Raw genomic sequence first — 16,999 nt, forward strand, 5'->3', positions numbered from 1 at the left:
ATTTGTACCTTAATCGTTCCAGTTTTGACTGGCTTGAATATTAATTTAATATAATCAAAGGATTGCTGTTTACTATCCGTCAAAAGGACTTCATCTTAAGCACCTGTCTGCACCTTGAGGAGAGTCCTGGTGATGCTGAATTTTATTATTGGTCCTGCGATCCGTTTGTCCCGCAACTTAAGTTTTCAAAGCAAATTTTTACTGATTTTTACCGCGTCAATTTTACCTGGCTTGTTGTTGTTGCTGAATTCGCTTTCAGCTGGTTTGGCCTTCATTGAACGAGATGAAATGGAGCTCGCCGGTAAACGATTTATTTCAGCGCTAACACCGGTCAGCCGGGCTATGTCAGATCACCGGACTTCGACGGCGTTAGCCCTAAACGGTGACGAAGGGGCCAAAACCCAAGCTCAGGCCGACGCCGAGAAAGTTGAACAAGCGTTAGAGCAGCTGAACAAAACCACTTTGCTAATGCATGTTGAACAATGGCAGGACAAAATCGACGAGTTTTCAACCAAGTGGCGCAACGTGCGTCAGCAGTGGCCACAAATGTCGGCGAGTCAGAATTCTCTGGCGCATATCGAGATGATTGGTCTGGTGTATGAATTCAGACATCATATTGCCGGTGACAGTGGTTTGTTACTGGATCCGGATGCCAGTACTTATTACATGATGATCACCGTGGTGGATAGCGTGCCGGCTTTGGCTGAATCGCTGCAGCAACTGCGTGGCTCTTTGTCATCGACGCTGGCTGCCGGTGCTGTTGGCGACAAACGCCTGGGGCGGATGGAAAGTACCGTGCAGCGCGAAATCCCGAAAATGCTGCAACGCATCAATAACGATTTGGAATTAGCCAATGATGTTGACCCGCAGGCGGCGCGGGATCTACTGCAGAACTGGGAACCCATCGTTAAAAATCTGAATGCATTTACCGGCCAGTTGCAGCAGGTCAATTTTAATAGTCAGTTCGATAAAGCCCAGGTCGAAAACCAGCTGATTCAGGTCGATAAAATTCTGGCGGAATTACTCGAGCTGGAAAATTATATGACGGCAAAACTGGAGCAGGGATTGCTGGCGCGGATTGATAGTCAATGGCTGAGCTTCTACCAGTTGCTGACTTTTGGTGTTGGTATTCTGTTGTTTGTCGGCTGGCTGATTGCCGGTTTTGCCCGCGATTTAACCAGTCGGGCGCGCAATCTGGAGCAGGATATGAGCGTGTTGGCGTCGGGCGATTTCAGCGCACATGTGCGTGAACGCGGCGATGATGAACTGAGTCGCATCGCGCAGAGTGCAATCGAGCTGTCACGGCAATTGGGCGCGATGATGCGCGAAGTGCAGCAAAGCGCAGGTCAACTGATGGGCGCCGCCAATGATATTGCCGCATCCAGTACCCAGCTGGCAGGCTCCAGCGCCGATCAAAGCCATGCCGCAGCATCGATGGCGGCAGCGATGGAGCAACTGACGGTCAGCGTCAGTCAGATGTCTGACAATGCGCAAGAGGCCAGAATCCAAACTGAAGCATCCGGCAAAGCGTCGGTCGCGGGCAGTAAAGTGATCCATGACACCGTGCAAAGTATGCAGAATATCGCCGCGACGGTGCGCGAAGCGTCAACCAGTGTGGTGTCGTTGGGTGATAACGCCAAAGCGATTTCCAGTATTGTCGATGTGATCCGCGGCATTGCTGAGCAAACAAATTTACTGGCACTCAATGCGGCGATTGAAGCGGCGCGCGCTGGAGAATCCGGCAGAGGATTTGCCGTGGTCGCAGATGAAGTGCGCAGTCTGGCCGGGCGTACCGCAACTTCCACCCGTGAAATTGCCCAGATGATTGAACGCATCCAGACGGGTACCACTTTGGTGGTGAACAACATGGAACGCGGCACACAACAAGTCGAACAAGGTGTGTTGCTTGCCACTGAAGCCGGTGTCGCGATTGCCAGCATCAGTGAGCGCTCCGCCAATGTCGAGCAGATGGTGCTGATGATGACGCAGACCTTGAGCGATCAGGCTGCAGCGGCTGCCGAGGTGGCGCTGAAGGTGGAAACTATTGCGCAAATGTCGGAAGAAAACACGCAGGCGACCCATCTGACCGCCAGAACTTCCGGCGATCTGAAACAAGTGGCTGCGGTTCTGGATGCGAAAGTGAGTCAGTTCAGGTTCTAAGGGCAGGCCAATCGGCTTGCTCCGGCGCATCCGCTGGAGCAAGCTTTGTTAAGCAATCGGTAAATGACCGGTTTTCACCAGGATGATGGTCTCTTCCCGAACAAAAGGTGTGTGTTGACTCAGGTGCGGGCTGCGCAGCCAACTCAGCGCCGGATATTCACCGAATTCATCACAAAAAGTCCCGCTCAGCACCAGTATTTCTTCGCCACCAAAATGGCGGTGTGGTAGAAACACCTCACCGGCCGGCCAGCGCACCAGCGCGGTATGTTCGCCTTCGAAGCTATGCAGCGGCATCACCTGTAAACCACCATGTCCGGGTAACCAAGCGGTATTTTTGCTATCAATCCGCACTGTGGCCTGATCGGCCGGATCAAACTGATGAAGTTTGACAAACAAAGTGCAGCCGTCGCGGCTAAAAGGCGCATGCTGGCTACCCGGCGGATTGCGCAGGTAAGAGCCAGGGCCGTAGTCACCATGTTCATCACTGAACACGCCATCCAGCACCAGAATTTCTTCCCCGCCCGGATGTGGATGGGACTTAAAACTTGAGCCCGGTGCATAACACACCAGACTGGTGGCATGGCCAGATTCTGCGCCGCCGCGCGACAATGGCTTTCGCTGCACGCCCGCCATCGGGCTCGGTTGCCACGGTAGCGAACTGGTATCAATCACCACGCGTTCGGCAAAATTCATATTCAGCATTAGCGTCTCCAATAACTTTGCGGATAATGCCGTTTTAATTGCGGCCCGCCATCACACCACCATCCACATCGACAATAGTACCGCTGATCCAGCTGGCTCGATCAGATAACAGAAAAAACACCGTTTGCGCGATATCCAGTGGTGTGCCGATCCGGCCCAATGGATGGAAACCGGCAAAACCGGTCAGGGCGTCGCGGATCTCGGCTTCTGCGATAAATGATTTGTAGATCGTCGACAACACGACCGCCGGAGCAACCGCATTGACACGGATACCATATTCAGCCAGTTCTATCGCCAGATTTTTAGTCAGCGCGTGCAAGCCGGCCTTTTGCATCGAGTAGGCCGACGACGGTGTCGCTTTGACCGCCTGATGGGCCCACATCGAACCAATATTGACGATAGCGCCGCTGCCGTGCAATTGCATGTTCTTCGCAACCGCTTGGGTGATAAAGAAAAATGCCTGATTGATGTCCATCTGTGCCGCGTAATCCGCCGGGCTGTGGTCAAGAAAACTGACCGGTTTAAAGTAGCCGGCTGCGTTCACCAAATATTGAATATGACGTGATTCTGCAGCCAGTTGCGAGATAAAGGCTTGGACTGCCTGTGTGTCATATAAATCCACTGGCGCAATCTCGACGCCAGCGCCGCTGAGTTGTTTCAGTTCGGTTTGCGCAGCCAATAGTTTGTCGTAATCACGGCCCACTAATAACAGCGGCGTGCCTGCTGCGGCCAGTAACCGGGCTGTCGCCAGGCCAATACCACTGGAACCACCGACGATTAACGCGATCTGTTGCATGCTGTTCTCCTTCAGGTTGATTGATGCTTGGCTACCTATCGATAGGTAGGTGGCTTGGTGAGCAAAATATAGATCTGGCGGTTTGCTGTCAATACCTACCTTTTGATAGGTAGAAAAATTTGTTATGCTGCGCCGCATCACAGAAGACAAAAGGGGGCTGTTATGGCTGGTTCAACCGCTGAAAAAATTATGGATATCGCCGAATCGCAGGTGCGGGCCGGAGGCTATAACTCCTTTAGTTTCCGCGAGATATCGCAGGAAATTGGTATAAAAAGCGCAAGTATTCATTACCATTTCCCAACTAAAACTGATCTGGGTGTGGCCATCGCCAGCCGGTATACCACGCGGTTTGCCGAACAGCTGGCGCTCATAGTGACGACATATCCAGGCGCCAACGACCGGCTTCAGGCCTATGTGGCGCTGTTTCGCCAGGCGTTGTTACACGACCAAAAAATGTGTTTGTGCGGCCAGCTCGCCAGTGAATCCGATGTTTTGCCTGAGCCAATCCGGTTGGAAACCCGGCGGTTTTTTACACTGAATTTAGACTGGCTGGCCAGTGAAGTCTTTACCGGCGATGACGCAAAAGCACGAGCCGCATCAGTCCTGGCGGCGTTGGAAGGCGCTTTGTTGATGAGTAAAGTATTGGATCAAGCTGACTTATTCGAGCAAGTGGCGGCGGGTTTTGCTGTGATCTAGTCCCGTGACGACAATTCACCAAACTGACACAATTGACTGCTGAACGGCACCACGCTTTGTAATTGCTGGCAGTTGAGTGTGACCGTTGTAAGAGAAAAGCCCGCCTGTCGTGGCAAAGCCACCACCGCCAGCACTACGTTCGCGCCTCCTGCGCTCACTCTTAACCGCTCACTCCGTGGCTGCCGATGCTGGCTTTGTTGGAGTATGGGACAGCAGCTTTAAGCGAATTGCAGACATTCCGTTCAGGCTGTTTGACGCTGCGACAGGTGTCAAAGGTGCAATTCGCTTTGCTCATTGCACCCTACGATCGGGCCGCTGGCTCGTAGGGTGGGTAGAGCGCAGCGAAACCCACCGGTTGTCGCACACAGAGTGTTGCTGACCGTACCTAACCTTACGTCGGGGCGGTAGGTACCGGCAAGCAACGCCCGCTGGGCGTCACACGCCGTACATGACGATTAAAAATGTCCGCTTCTGGCACTCAGTCGCTGTAATACCCAGTCGCTATGACAGAGAGGCTGCAGAACTACTGCGCCTACTTCATTCTATTACTGCATATTCTGCCCCAAAGTGAACTCCCTGCTTTGTTAAACCTGAAACATTTTCAGATTTTGCTTGTGCTGGTTTTTTAATCTGAGCTAAAATCTGAAACATATTCAGATTTAGGGCTTTGTCATGGACCAAACCAATGAACCTGTGGTGCGCTCGCCACAGCAGCAGCGCAGTAAACAGCGGGCGGACCAAATTCTGGCTGCAGCCCGAGCCATCATTCTGGAGAAAGGCTGTGCCAACCTGACTATCAGCGAGATCGCTGAAGTGGCCGGTATCACACCAGGTTCGATGTATCAGTACTACCGTAATAAAGCCGCGATAGTGTTAGCACTGGGTCAGTACTATGTAGAACAGTTTCAGCTGCGGCTGGCGCAAATTTTTACCGAACCCGTCAGCAACCGCGAGCAATTGTCGATGCTGTTTTTGCAAGTGTTGGAGCAACACTACCAGCTGTTTCGCGACGATCCGGTGGTGCGCGATATCTGGGCTGGTGCTGCCACCGATAAAGACATGCAGAATCTGGAACAGCAGGATAACGTCCGGCATCTGCAGTTTTTCTGCAGCGCGGCTGCACCGTTTTTCCCGCCGTCCGCAGCGCCAGAGCTGCACAGAACCCTGAATCTGCTGCTGCATTTTGGCATTGCCGGTTCACGGCTGGCGCTGGACCAGGATGAGGTCGAAGGCCGCCAGACGCTGAATGCAGCGAAAAAAATGCTCGGCGAAGTCTGGATACAATTTTGTCGCAACTACACTGATTAGGCCCCGGTCGCGGGCCTTTCATTTGTCATAGCACACAGGGATTGATGGTTCAGTCCGAATCATTCACAAGGATGGAACGCCACCTGCCGGTGGTCATGTACTCATAGGAGCTCTTATGTCTGTTTTTCCCGGTTTATCCCGTCTGTTAGCGGCAAGTTGTGGCTTGTTCACGCTATCTTTGCTCAGTGCTTGTTCCGAAGCGCCACCAGCACCGGCCGAGACAACTCGTCCGGTCAAAACTGTCGTCGTCAGTGCCGGTACCGGTGCTGAAAAACTGGTGCAAACCGGTGAGATCAGGCCTTCCGAAGAAACCAGTCTGGGCTTTCGGATTGATGGCCGTATAGTCAAGCGTTTAGTCGACGTCGGCGCCGTGGTCAAAGCCGGCGATGTAATTGCGACGCTGGACCCAAGCGACAGTGAAAACCAGTTAAAAGCGGCAAAAGCACAGCTCGACAGTGCGGTGACCGCAGAGAAACTAGCGTTATCGAATTTCAAACGGCTCAAACAACTGGCGCCGGGCGGTGCAGTCTCTGAAGCGCAGTTAGAGCAGGCGGAGTCTGACCATGAAGCTAGTTTGTCCGCGCGCAAAAGTGCTGAAGCCAATGTCACCAGTGCGCAGGACCGTTTGAATTTTACCGCGTTGACCGCCGCCAGTGAGGGCGTAGTGTCGGCAGTGACGGCCAATCCGGGGCAGGTGGTCAGTGCCGGTCAGGAAGTGGTGCGGCTGGCGGCGCTGGCCGGTCGCGATGCAGTGTTTGATGTGTCAGAAAGTCTGGTCAACAGTAAAGCCGGCCATCCCACCGTCTTAGTCAGTCTATTATCCGATCCGTCTATCCAGGCTATTGGCCGTATCCGGGACGTCAGCCCGGTGGCGGATCCGGTGACCCGCACCATTCGCGTCCGCGTCACGCTGGAACAACCGGCCGCAGCCTTTGGTTTTGGTGCCACAGTACAGGGCAGTATCGACAAACCGGCCTCCGACCAGCTGGTGGTGCCGGCGAGCGCGATGACGCGCGACGGTACCGAGCCGGCGGTGTATGTGGTAGACCCGAAAAGCTCTCAGCTACAGCTAAAGAAGGTCAGCGTCAGCCGCTATTCCGACACTGAAGTCTTTATCAGTAGCGGTTTAACCGACGGTGAGCGTGTGGTGGTGGCAGGGGTTGGCAAGCTGCGGCCAGGCCTGACGGTGCGTCTGCTGACGGAGCCAAAAGCATGAGTATGCCGCTGACAACACCGGACGAGAAGCAGCAAGGCTTTAACCTATCGGCCTGGGCACTGGCCAATCAGCAGTTAGTCGCCTTTTTGCTGCTGGTAGTGATGGTCTGTGGGGTGCTGAGCTATGACCGGCTGCCACGCAATGAAGACCCGGCGTTTACCATCAAAACTGCCGTAGTATCAGCGGGTTGGCCCGGCGCGACTGTGCTCGATACGATGAATCTGGTCACTGAGCCGATGGAGAAAAAGCTGCAGGAAATTCCGTATCTGGATTTTGTCGAAAGCTACACCAAAAGCGGCGAGGCTGTGGTGTTTCTGGCGCTGAAAGACAATACGCCGCCGGAAATGGTGCCGGACATTTGGTACAAAGTACGGAAAAAAATGCAGGATCTGGCGCCCAGTTTGCCCGTCGGCGTGTCGCCTCCAGGCGTCAATGACGAGTTCGACGATACCTTTGGCACCATCTTTGGTTTTGTTGCTGACGGTTTTAGCCCGCGCGAACTGCGTGAATATGTCGAAACGATGCGCACCTCGCTGCTACAGGTGCCGAACGTCGGCAAAATTGACATCTTAGGCGTGGAAGAAGAGCAGATCGTCGTCGAATTCTCACCCCGGCGGATGGCGGGGCTTGGTCTGGACCCGATGATGGTGATGCAAAGCATTCAGGCGCAAAATGCCGTGACGCCAACCGGCGTGGTGCGCACCGACAAAGAACGCATCAGCTTGCGGGTCAGCGGTGCCTTTACCTCTGAACAAAGTATTCGTGATATCACGTTGCGCCTCGGCGACCGCTTTGTGGCCTTGTCCGACATTGCGACCGTGTCGCGTCAGCTGGCTGAACCGCCGGTGCCGCTGTTTAAGGTTAATGGTGATAAAGCGCTGGGCCTCGCCATTTCAATGGCGCCTACCGGCAATATGCTGGAATTCGGTCAGGCGATCCGCGCCAGCATGACCCAGCTCGCCGCTGAATTACCGCATGGCATTGAGCTGCATGTAGTGGCAGATCAGTCGGCGGTGGTCAAAGAAGCCGTTGGGGGTTTCCTTAAAGTACTGATTGAAGCCATTGTCATCGTGCTCGCGGTATCTTTTGTCTCACTCGGCACCCGAGCCGGTCTGGTGGTGGCCGTGTCGGTGCCGGTGGTGCTGGCGATGACCTTTGTCGGCATGGAACTGGCGGACATTGGCCTGCAGCGCATTTCGCTCGGCGCTTTGATTATCGCGCTGGGCCTGTTGGTAGACGATGCGATGATCACAGTCGAAGCGATGGTGTCGCGGCTTGAAGCCGGCTGGAATTTACGCCGTGCCGCTACTTATGCCTATGAAACCACCGCATTTCCGATGTTGACCGGCACTCTGGTGATGATCGCCGGTTTTATCCCGGTTGGTTTTGCCTCCTCCAGTGCCGGTGAATATTGTTTCTCGTTGTTTATGGTGGTGCTGATTGCGCTGGTCAGTTCCTGGATTGTCGCGGTGTTGTTTTCGCCGTTGTTAGGCGTTTGGTTATTAAAAGCCACGCCGGGCGCGGCCCATCCGGCACCGGGGCGTTTTGCGCTGGCCTACGACCGTTTACTTGGGCAGGCACTGCGCCATCGCGGCAAAAGCATCCTACTTGCGCTGGGTTTATTTGCGCTGTCACTGGTTGGCGCTGGTCAGCTGCAAGAAGAGTTTTTCCCGGCGTCCGACCGGCCTGAGCTGCTGGTCAGTATCAATCTGCCGCAAAACAGCGCGCAGGCAGAAACCGCACGCCGTACCGCGCAAATTGAGCAGATGCTCAAAGCCGATCCGGATGTGGTCTATTTCTCCAGCTACATCGGTTCCGGTGCTATCCGGTTTTATCTGCCGATGGATGTGCTGCTAAGTCATGAACATGTGGCGCAAATTGTCGTGGTAACCAAAGGCCTGAATGAGCGTGATGCAGTACGTCAGCGCCTCGATACGCTGGTGCAGCAGCAATTCAGCGATCTGGTGGTGCGGGTGTCGCCGCTGGAACTGGGGCCACCAGTCGGCTGGCCGCTGAAATACCGCGTGATGGGGCCGGATATTGACGTGGTGCGCACTCAAGCCTTAGCGCTGAGCGGCGTCATTGGTCAGAACGCCAATACCCGTGATGTGAATATGACCGCCGGCGAGCCTGAGCGCACTGTACTGGTGGAAGTGAATCAGACCGAAGCCCGCGCGGCCGGTTTTAGTTCCGAAGACGTGGCGTCGGCACTGGCCACCATTTTCTCCGGTCAGACGTTAACTTCAGTGCGCGACGGCAAACGGCTGGTCAATGTGGTGGTGCGCGGTCAGAGCAGTGAACGCGAAGATTTAGCCACTGTGGCGAACCTGCAGATCCGCACCGCGGATGGCCGCGCCGTGCCGCTGCGGCAAATTGCCAAAGTCAGTTATGGCCTGGCCGATCCGATGGTCTGGCGCCGGCAACGTCAGGCCTTTATCACAGTGCAGGCCGATGTAGCACCTGGCATGACTGCGCAGGGCGTGGTCAATAGCCTGGCGGCCGATGTCGCAGCCTTTAGTGCACAGCTGCCGGCTGGTTATCAGCTGGAAGTCGGCGGTGCTGCGGCCGAGTCGGAGAAAGGCAATGCGTCGATTTTTGCGGTGTTGCCGCTGACGATGCTGGTGATGCTGGTGTTATTGATGATCCAGCTCAAGCGGATTTCGCGCACATTACTGGCATTTATTACTGCACCTTTTGGTCTGATTGGCATTGTGCTGGCGATGTTGCCGACCGGCACACCGATGGGGTTTGTCGCGTTGTTGGGTTGTATTGCATTAGCCGGCATGATTATCCGTAATGCGGTGATCCTGATTAGCGAAGTGGATAGCAATGTCGAGCAAGGCATGGCGCGGGACGACGCCATTATGGCCGCGGCCCGGCACCGGGCCCGACCGATTTTGCTGACCGCAGCCGCGGCTATTTTGGGCATGATCCCGATCGCGACTCAGGTATTTTGGGGGCCGATGGCCTACGCCATTATCGGTGGTTTATTTGCTGCGACTATTCTGACGCTGACGGTGTTGCCTTGTGCGCTCAGTCTGCTGATGCAGCGCGAAAGCAGACCGGTGCATGGTTGATGGACGTGATTACCGGTTGGTACTACACATCGCTTCACTCGGGTTTTATCAAGATGCAGTGACGGTGGTGTATTTTGTGATCGCTGGATAAAGAAAAGGGTCGGTAAGCAAGGCGCTACCGACCCTTTCTGCTGGTTAAACAGTTATCAGAACTTCACAGTGTAACGCACAGTCCAGACGCGACCGAGCCAGTCGTGGATCGAGCTGGCGTAGCCGTTGGTTGGCGATGAGGCGTATGGTGGTTCTTTGTCGGTCAGATTGCGCACGGCAAACTGCACGTCCTGTTTGTCGGTGATGTTGTAACCAACGCTGGCGTTTAACGTCAGCCAGGATTTCACTGTTTCGTTATCAAACTTAAAGTCGCCGTCGCCGAGTGAGCTGACATAGTGCGTGCTGAGGCTGGCGTTCCAGTCTTGCAGTTCCCAGTCAATCGCTGCGTCACCGACAAATTCCGGCCGGGCGATTTCACTGGCTCCGCTGAGTTTACCCAGCAGATCTTCTGCCGGATCATCTGCTGTCAGCTGACGCTCGTAGCTTAAGGTGCGGGTGCCGGCAATGGTCGTGGTGAAACGACCGATGCTGCTGTCAAAACCATATTTCAGTTTGACGTCGATCCCGTCGGTTTCCTGTGCGCCGACGTTAAAGAAGCCGGTGCGTAAGAAAGTCAGATCGCCACCGGAATCTTTGACACAACCAAAGGCGCCGTTTAACGCATCGGCATTGGTCACTGTTGGTGCAGTGCCGGCCAGACAGGCTTTTAACGTTGTGTTGGCATCAACATCCACGATGTCGGTGTGTTCATAGCGCCAGTAGTCGACCGTCACGTTCAGGTCGTCGGTCAGGTTCCAGGATAAACCGGCGTTCCAGGCTTCCGAGTTTTCTGCATCGAGGCCGAGGTTACCCAGCGTTTCCTGATCAAATTCCAGTTCACCGGCCTGCGCACCGAAACTGCCGCACAGACCGTTGTATGGTTTGCCGCTACCACAGTCGATGTAGTTCGAGCCTAATGAAGTACCAGCGCCCAGTTCAGATAAAGACGGTGCACGGAAACCGGTACTCCAGCTGGTGCGCAGGATCAAATCGTCGGTTGCTTTGTAACGCAGCGATACTTTCGGGTTGGCGTCGCCGCCGAAATCGCTGTAGTGGTCATAACGGACGGCGGTGATCGCATCCAGTTGTTCGGTCAGTGGCAGGTTAAATTCAGCATAACCGGCGTATTGCGTGCGGTCTGCTGCAGCATCACTGGCGCCTAAAGTACTGACCAGACCTTGTTGCGCGACCAGCGCCGGACGGTCAAAAATCTCTTCGCTGCGCCATTCACCACCAAATACCGCGCTGATTGGACCGGCTGGTAATTCACCGAGTTGACCGCTGACGTTAAAATCGACTGATTTCACATCAGATTCACCGGTACGCGGCGCCAGTTCACGCAGGCTAGCCAGTACGTCTGGCTTGGTGTCACGACCTAAATTGAATGGGTTGAACTGCCCATTGGCATTGGCTGCAGCCACGCGGTCCAGATGGAAATAACCACTGGTGTGCAGCACTTCGTTGTCTGATTTACCGATGGTGGCAGCGGTTTCCCAGCGCCAGCTGTCGCTGCTGCCAAACAATGTGGTTTCACCACGCATACCGGCGAGCAGGCGGTAGCTGTTGCTGTCGTATTCTTGCATCCGCACTTCCGGGTAACGCGAGCGGATGCGGATAGTGCCGACAGAGCCGTTTTTCGCATCGATATCACGGACCCATTGCGGCACGGTGCTGAGGCTGCCCGGCACGCGCAGATCAAAAGAGCCGGCAGAATCATAAGAATGGCCACTGTTTTGCTGATACATAGCTTCAACAAACAGTTCTTTTTCACCACCGAGGCGGTAAATATGGTTCAGCGTGGCACCGACGTTTTTGGTATCCGGCTGGATAGCCCGCTCGCCAACATAATCGTACTGACAGCGGGTGCCGCCATTGCTGGTAGCGCTGCCACACCAAGGTTCGGCGTAATCTTTGCCGTCAATGGTGACGCGGGTTGATGATTTGAATGTGACATCGATTGGCCGGTCGGCATTCATCAGCTCGTCGCGTTTGAAATAATCCAGCACTACTGTGGTGCTGGAGTTTTCAGTGGCGAAACCGCCGGTGTAGGTGAAGTTGTAGCGGCCAAAATCACCGGCAGCAGAGTCGTCACCGTATAAGGCGCTGACTTCATGGCCTTCATAGTCTTTTTTCAGGATGAAGTTGATGACGCCGGCGATAGCGTCAGAACCGTAGACGGACGCTGCGCCGTCGGTCAGCACGTCAATCCGCTCAATGGCGGTCATCGGAATGGCGTTGACGTTCACAAAGGAATCAAAGCCGTTGGAGAACGAATCCACCGCCACGCGGCGACCGTTCACCAGCACCAGCGTTGAGCTGGAACCCAGGCCGCGTAAGCTGACGCCGGCCGCGCCCGGTGGCGTACCGTCAGAACCACCGACGTTACCGTTTTCGGTGAAGGTACCGGCGCTGGCGGCTTGTGGCAGATCACGCAGGAAACTGGCAACGCTGTCGTAACCCTTGTTCATCAGCTCTTCGGCGGTGAACACCTGCAGTGGGTTCGCGCCTTCCATGTCGACGCCTTTGAGGCGTGAGCCGGTGACTTCAATTTTTTCAATTTTCTTTTCGGCTTCAGCACCTTCGGCGACTGCAGCTTGCTGAGCCTGCGCGGAAAAAGCCAACAGCAGCGCGCTGCACAGTGCTGATTTTTTCAGGGCCGATTTTTTCAGGGTGGCGGCCAGCATATGGCGTTGTTGTTGCTTCATTTTTGTTGTGTACATACTCATTCCTCTGGATCAAATGTTGCCTGCAGGCAAGCTAGTTTTTATGTTCAGAAAAATGACGAAGAGGGGGCCGCACAGGCGGATCCGGAGTGACAGGCTCTGCACAGATCACCAATAACATCAGCACATGCCCGCAGGGAGTACGCGTTAGCATGCACATCGGTTATTGCCGTAAAGCCGGGATCTGTGAAGCGTCCCTCTGCGTCAGGCAGAGGGGTGGCTAATTATTAAACCACTCGGAGAGATAGTAAGGAGAGTAGCGATAGTTGCTAATGTTCACTGCGCATTTCAGCATAACTTCCCCTCCTTACTGGTTGCAGGCGCCTTGGCGTCGCTGCGGGTGATGATGGTGTGTGACTCAAACCGAAAACCGGCTGTGCTTTCAAACTCACTGATTTAGAATTTTCTGTCAAGCGGTTTTTTTTAACTCGTTCCTTAACGCTTGATCTGCAGATAAAAATTCTGATAGGAACAATAATTCACCGCCTGATCTGCTGCGGTAAAAGTTCCGGCGGCTGCTTTGCTGTCCTTACCCCGATGCAGTTGTACCTGCGCGACAGCGCTTTGGCCATGCGCCTGAGCTTGGCCACTACGACATAATTCAAGCGCCAGTTGGCGGTAATTGTCGTCTGCCAGAAAGTCTCCGGACACGCTATCCGGCTTGACCCGTTGCTCAGTTTTGCTTGCCTGAGTGTCAACGTTTGCCTGAGTGCCAACGTTTGCTTGAGTGCCAACGATTGCATCAGTGCCAACCGGTTTTTTCCAATCCGCAAACTGAACACTGAGCTCAGCGTTTTGCAAACTGGCCTTGTCTTCACGGCTCAGGTAGTGCGTGCGGACCTGATTGATTTGCCAGTTTGCCCCACTGCCAGTGGCTTTGGCGCTTGCCAGATCGGCGATATAGACGCCGGCAGCTCCAATCACGCCGAAACGGGCGTTAGTGGGCTGTGCCGGATCAAACCCAACCAGCAAAGCCGTGGCTTCATCGACGCCAAAACCATAACGCGTTTGCGTATCGCTGAGTAGCCGCACCAATCTGGCCTCGCGGCCACGCTCGGAAAAATGCGTATCCATCACGCCAAACGGGAACAGCCCGAGGCCACCTTGCGCGCGGTAGGTCAGCTGGTCTTCGGCCAATGCCGCCGGGCAACTGTGATTTTTCTCGCAACCGGCCAGTGGCGCGGCGGCGGCAACAGCACCGGTCTGTAACGCTTGCCGGCTGCTGCCGTTGCTGATCATCGGTACTTGTTGCCGGGCGAACGGTATCCCTAAATTGCCACCGGATTGCACCGCGGTGCCGGCACTGGTGCCGGCAACAATCAATTTGCCGGCCTGCATCCGGGCCGTGATGGCCTGTAATTCCGGGCTCGGGCTGCCATCAGCCAGACGCAGTGCCTGCAAGGTCAGGCTTTGATCGCCACCGTTAAAAAAAATCGCATCGGCTTGCTGGATTTGCGCCACTGCGTGAGCCGGGCCTTGTTGGCAAAACTCAGTCAACTGCTGCATCAAATCCGGGTAAACCTTCGCCCGGCCATAACTGCCATGGATGTCGGCCAGATACTGCGACAACTGTTGGCAACTGGCTTTACCGGCGGTTTTTTGTTGCTGGGCGGCCTGATACGCGGCGTTCAGTGGCAACCACTGCACGTCAGCGCCGGTTTGGCCAAAAGCGCTGAGATAAAAATCTACCGCCGACAACGGGTCGCGGCTGGACGCTGTTACCACCAAAATTAATGGTTTTCCTGGCTTTTGCCTGACTTTTGCCGCTAATTCGCTGATTTTTTCGTAAACTTCTACGCTAAATTTGTCTTTTGTCTGTGCCAGACTGGCGACTTCACGCTGCCGTTGTTGTTTGGCGTCTGTTTTCAGTTGTTGCAGCAGGTCTAAAATCAGATTGAGTTCCAGTTCGGACAGCTGCTGGTACAGGGTTTCACCGCTGATGGTTTGGTCCTGCTGAGTCACTTTGGTGACGCGCCAGCGCTGCAGCAATTCGTCTTCGCTCATGCCTGCCGGGCCAAAGTCGAGCAGTAATTGGCTCAGGATGGCCTGGGTCTGTTGCCGCTGTTCCACCCGGCTGGCCGGCCAGACCGGAGACTGCACGATTTCGATGATGCGGGGCACGCTGATGGCATAGTGTTCTGTGGTTTTGGCCTCCGCCGGAAATTGCGGATTGTCCTGGCAGGAAGCCCGGCCTTGTGAGCTGCAGGTATGCAGGCCACCACCGACTAAAACCATTGAATATTCGGGAAATTGCGGCGTGGCAGCCACAGTGGATGCACTGCTGAGCAGGCTCAGAGCCATGAGCTGTCGGGTCAGATGATGTTTCATTTTAGGGTCCGTGTTGACGTGTTTAATTACTAATACGCCGGGCCATGCTGCAAAATCCAGCAGTTTTTTTTGGTTGGTGCTGCTTGACTTCCGGGCGTCAAATCAGTAATTGTGAAAAGGACTGCCGGCCGTCAGGCCCGGCATCTGAACATTTCCAATGGTAGCGATATGCTGAAAAATGCCTTTTCCCTGAGCTCATATTACTACTCGTCCTACTACCTGTCGGAGTGGTTTAACGAGTAGAACACAGCCAGACATCCAGTGTCTGGCTGGCGCTTGTTATGCCGCCCCAAATCCATCACATGCAGTTTGCGACCTGAAACATCCGGGTTAAAACACGCTGTGTGTTGATCTCAAAGTTCACCGGCCGCCTCGTTGTTACCGGCCGTTTTTCACAGGTTATGTCATGTCTGTTGACCATAAAACGACTCCATCATCGTCCATGCCGGACGCCATGGTGATCCTGTTTTTTATCATGGTGCTGGCGGCGATTGCGTCGCATCTGGTGCCGGCCGGCTCTTTCCAGTTACTGGAGCCGGCGCCCGTCGCGGAAGGAGCGGCCAAACTGAAAGGCAAGCTGGACCCGAACAGTTTCAGTTTTGCCGAGACCAGTCAGAGCGGTGTGCCGCTGTTTGCCGAAGGTGGCGGTATCGGTTTTTTTAACTACGCCTTCGAAGGCCTGGTGTCCGGCAACAAGTGGGGCTCGGCGGTTGGCGTGGTGATGTTTATCCTGCTGACCGGTGGTGCTTTTGGCATTCTGATGAAAACCGGCGCTATCCATAACGGCATTCTGGCGTTGATTGCGCGCACCCGCGATTTGCAGTTTTTATTTATCCCGATTTTGTTTTTGCTGTTTTCGCTCGGTGGCGCCGTGTTTGGCATGGGCGAAGAAGCCATCGCCTTTTGCATCATCTTGCTGCCGCTGATGTTGGCGCTGGGGTATGACGCGATCACGACGGTGCTGGTGACTTATGTCGCGACGCAAATCGGCTTTGCCACCTCGTGGATGAACCCGTTTAACGTGGCGATCGCGCAGGGCATTGCCGAGATCCCGCTGTTTTCCGGTCAGGAATTGCGGATGGGGATGTGGGCAGTGTTCACGCTGTTTGGGCTGGTTTTTACTATGCGCTACGCCGCCCGTATCAAAGCCAATCCAACGCTGTCGCTGAGCTATGAATCTGATTTACGTCAACGCGATCAACAAAACAGTCAGGTTGTCACCGAATACCAAACACTGGATTCGGTGATCTTACTGGCCTTTTTTGCCGGTCTTGGCTGGATAATCTGGGGGGTGACCACTCGTGAATATTACATCCCTGAAATTGCCAGCCAGTTTTTTACCATTGGTATTGTGATTGGCGCGATCGCCGTGATTGGCCGGCGGATGCGGGTGAACGATGTCGCCGACGGTTTTAAGCAAGGCGCCGCTGAGTTGTTACCTGCCGCCATGATTGTTGGTATGGCCAAAGGCATGTTGTTGCTGCTCGGCGGTGGCGACCCAGAAACGCCGTCGGTGCTGAATACTTTGTTGTATTACTCAGCGCAATCGCTGCAGGATTTACCGACGTATCTGTCGGCCTGGCTGATGCTGATCGTACAGTCAGTGATTAACTTCTTTGTCTCGTCCGGTTCCGGCCAGGCGGCGTTGACGATGCCGTTGATTGCGCCGTTATCTGATTTGATTGGCCTGTCGCGTCAGACTGCCGTGCTGGCGTTTCAGCTTGGCGATGGCCTGACTAACTGCATCATTCCCACTTCTGCTGCGTTGATTGGTTGCCTCGGTGCCGTAAGGCTCGACTGGACTATCTGGCTGCGGTTTGTCTGGCGCCTGCAGCTGTATCTGTTTGGTCTTGCCAGTCTGTTTATGCTGCTCGCCGTGGCCATTCAATACCAGTAAAAGGAA

General features: G+C 54.7%; 10 protein-coding genes. 6 read left to right on the forward strand and 4 right to left on the reverse strand.

Going from position 1 to position 16,999, the window contains the following annotated elements:
• The first annotated feature begins 132 nt into the window (after positions 1 to 132).
• Complete coding sequence (locus ACQ66Q_RS17065; RefSeq protein WP_430458567.1) at positions 133 to 2,160, forward strand: methyl-accepting chemotaxis protein; 2,028 nt, start codon at positions 133 to 135, stop codon at positions 2,158 to 2,160.
• 48 nt (positions 2,161 to 2,208) lie between these two features.
• Here the strand turns inward: ACQ66Q_RS17065 and ACQ66Q_RS17070 are convergent, their stop codons facing one another.
• The gene (locus tag ACQ66Q_RS17070) at positions 2,209 to 2,862 is read right to left on the reverse strand and encodes a cupin domain-containing protein (RefSeq protein ID WP_430457893.1); all 654 of its coding nucleotides are present in this window, start codon (positions 2,860 to 2,862) and stop codon (positions 2,209 to 2,211) included.
• 34 nt (positions 2,863 to 2,896) lie between these two features.
• Positions 2,897 to 3,658 carry an SDR family NAD(P)-dependent oxidoreductase gene (locus ACQ66Q_RS17075; protein ID WP_430457894.1) on the reverse strand — a complete coding sequence of 254 codons (762 nt, stop codon included), beginning with the start codon at positions 3,656 to 3,658 and terminating at the stop codon, positions 2,897 to 2,899.
• 162 nt (positions 3,659 to 3,820) lie between these two features.
• Here ACQ66Q_RS17075 and ACQ66Q_RS17080 point away from each other — a divergent pair, with 162 nt between their 5' ends.
• From ACQ66Q_RS17080 to ACQ66Q_RS17095, 4 genes are all read left to right on the forward strand, one after another.
• On the forward strand, positions 3,821 to 4,354 hold the full coding sequence (locus tag ACQ66Q_RS17080; RefSeq protein ID WP_377239806.1) for a TetR/AcrR family transcriptional regulator: 534 nt from the start codon (positions 3,821 to 3,823) through the stop codon (positions 4,352 to 4,354).
• 672 nt (positions 4,355 to 5,026) lie between these two features.
• The gene (locus ACQ66Q_RS17085; protein ID WP_377239808.1) at positions 5,027 to 5,662 is read left to right on the forward strand and encodes a TetR family transcriptional regulator; all 636 of its coding nucleotides are present in this window, start codon (positions 5,027 to 5,029) and stop codon (positions 5,660 to 5,662) included.
• Positions 5,663 to 5,777: 115 nt separating this feature from the next.
• Positions 5,778 to 6,878 carry an efflux RND transporter periplasmic adaptor subunit gene (locus tag ACQ66Q_RS17090; protein ID WP_430457895.1) on the forward strand — a complete coding sequence of 367 codons (1,101 nt, stop codon included), beginning with the start codon at positions 5,778 to 5,780 and terminating at the stop codon, positions 6,876 to 6,878.
• Positions 6,875 to 9,955, forward strand: a complete 3,081-nt coding sequence (locus tag ACQ66Q_RS17095) for an efflux RND transporter permease subunit (RefSeq protein ID WP_430457896.1) — start codon at positions 6,875 to 6,877, stop codon at positions 9,953 to 9,955. The genes ACQ66Q_RS17090 and ACQ66Q_RS17095 overlap by 4 nt, the downstream gene beginning before the upstream one ends.
• Positions 9,956 to 10,101: 146 nt before the next feature.
• On the opposite strand, the gene ACQ66Q_RS17100 is transcribed toward ACQ66Q_RS17095, so the two are convergent.
• Together ACQ66Q_RS17100 and ACQ66Q_RS17105 are read right to left on the reverse strand one after the other, a co-directional pair.
• Positions 10,102 to 12,765 (reverse strand): TonB-dependent receptor, encoded by a 2,664-nt coding sequence (locus ACQ66Q_RS17100; protein WP_430457897.1) that lies wholly within the window; start codon positions 12,763 to 12,765, stop codon positions 10,102 to 10,104.
• A 438-nt stretch (positions 12,766 to 13,203) separates the two neighbouring features.
• Positions 13,204 to 15,096 (reverse strand): cyanophycinase, encoded by a 1,893-nt coding sequence (locus ACQ66Q_RS17105; RefSeq protein WP_430457898.1) that lies wholly within the window; start codon positions 15,094 to 15,096, stop codon positions 13,204 to 13,206.
• 406 nt (positions 15,097 to 15,502) lie between these two features.
• On the opposite strand from ACQ66Q_RS17105, the gene yfcC reads away from it, so the two are divergent.
• Positions 15,503 to 16,993: a putative basic amino acid antiporter YfcC gene (gene yfcC, locus ACQ66Q_RS17110; protein WP_430457899.1), complete on the forward strand. Its 1,491-nt coding sequence runs from the start codon at positions 15,503 to 15,505 to the stop codon at positions 16,991 to 16,993.
• Positions 16,994 to 16,999 lie beyond the last annotated feature (6 nt).

The organism is Rheinheimera sp., assembly GCF_965283995.1.
Lineage (GTDB): Bacteria > Pseudomonadota > Gammaproteobacteria > Enterobacterales > Alteromonadaceae > Pararheinheimera.

What these genes read in the sequence shown, in the direction of transcription:
- ACQ66Q_RS17065 (WP_430458567.1), top strand. Translation starts at nt 133, where the DNA reads ATGCTGAATTTTATTATTGGTCCTGCGATCCGTTTGTCCCGCAACTTA.
- ACQ66Q_RS17070 (WP_430457893.1), bottom strand. Translation starts at nt 2,862, where the DNA reads ATGCTGAATATGAATTTTGCCGAACGCGTGGTGATTGATACCAGTTCG.
- ACQ66Q_RS17075 (WP_430457894.1), bottom strand. Translation starts at nt 3,658, where the DNA reads ATGCAACAGATCGCGTTAATCGTCGGTGGTTCCAGTGGTATTGGCCTG.
- ACQ66Q_RS17080 (WP_377239806.1), top strand. Translation starts at nt 3,821, where the DNA reads ATGGCTGGTTCAACCGCTGAAAAAATTATGGATATCGCCGAATCGCAG.
- ACQ66Q_RS17085 (WP_377239808.1), top strand. Translation starts at nt 5,027, where the DNA reads ATGGACCAAACCAATGAACCTGTGGTGCGCTCGCCACAGCAGCAGCGC.
- ACQ66Q_RS17090 (WP_430457895.1), top strand. Translation starts at nt 5,778, where the DNA reads ATGTCTGTTTTTCCCGGTTTATCCCGTCTGTTAGCGGCAAGTTGTGGC.
- ACQ66Q_RS17095 (WP_430457896.1), top strand. Translation starts at nt 6,875, where the DNA reads ATGAGTATGCCGCTGACAACACCGGACGAGAAGCAGCAAGGCTTTAAC.
- ACQ66Q_RS17100 (WP_430457897.1), bottom strand. Translation starts at nt 12,765, where the DNA reads ATGTACACAACAAAAATGAAGCAACAACAACGCCATATGCTGGCCGCC.
- ACQ66Q_RS17105 (WP_430457898.1), bottom strand. Translation starts at nt 15,096, where the DNA reads ATGAAACATCATCTGACCCGACAGCTCATGGCTCTGAGCCTGCTCAGC.
- yfcC (WP_430457899.1), top strand. Translation starts at nt 15,503, where the DNA reads ATGTCTGTTGACCATAAAACGACTCCATCATCGTCCATGCCGGACGCC.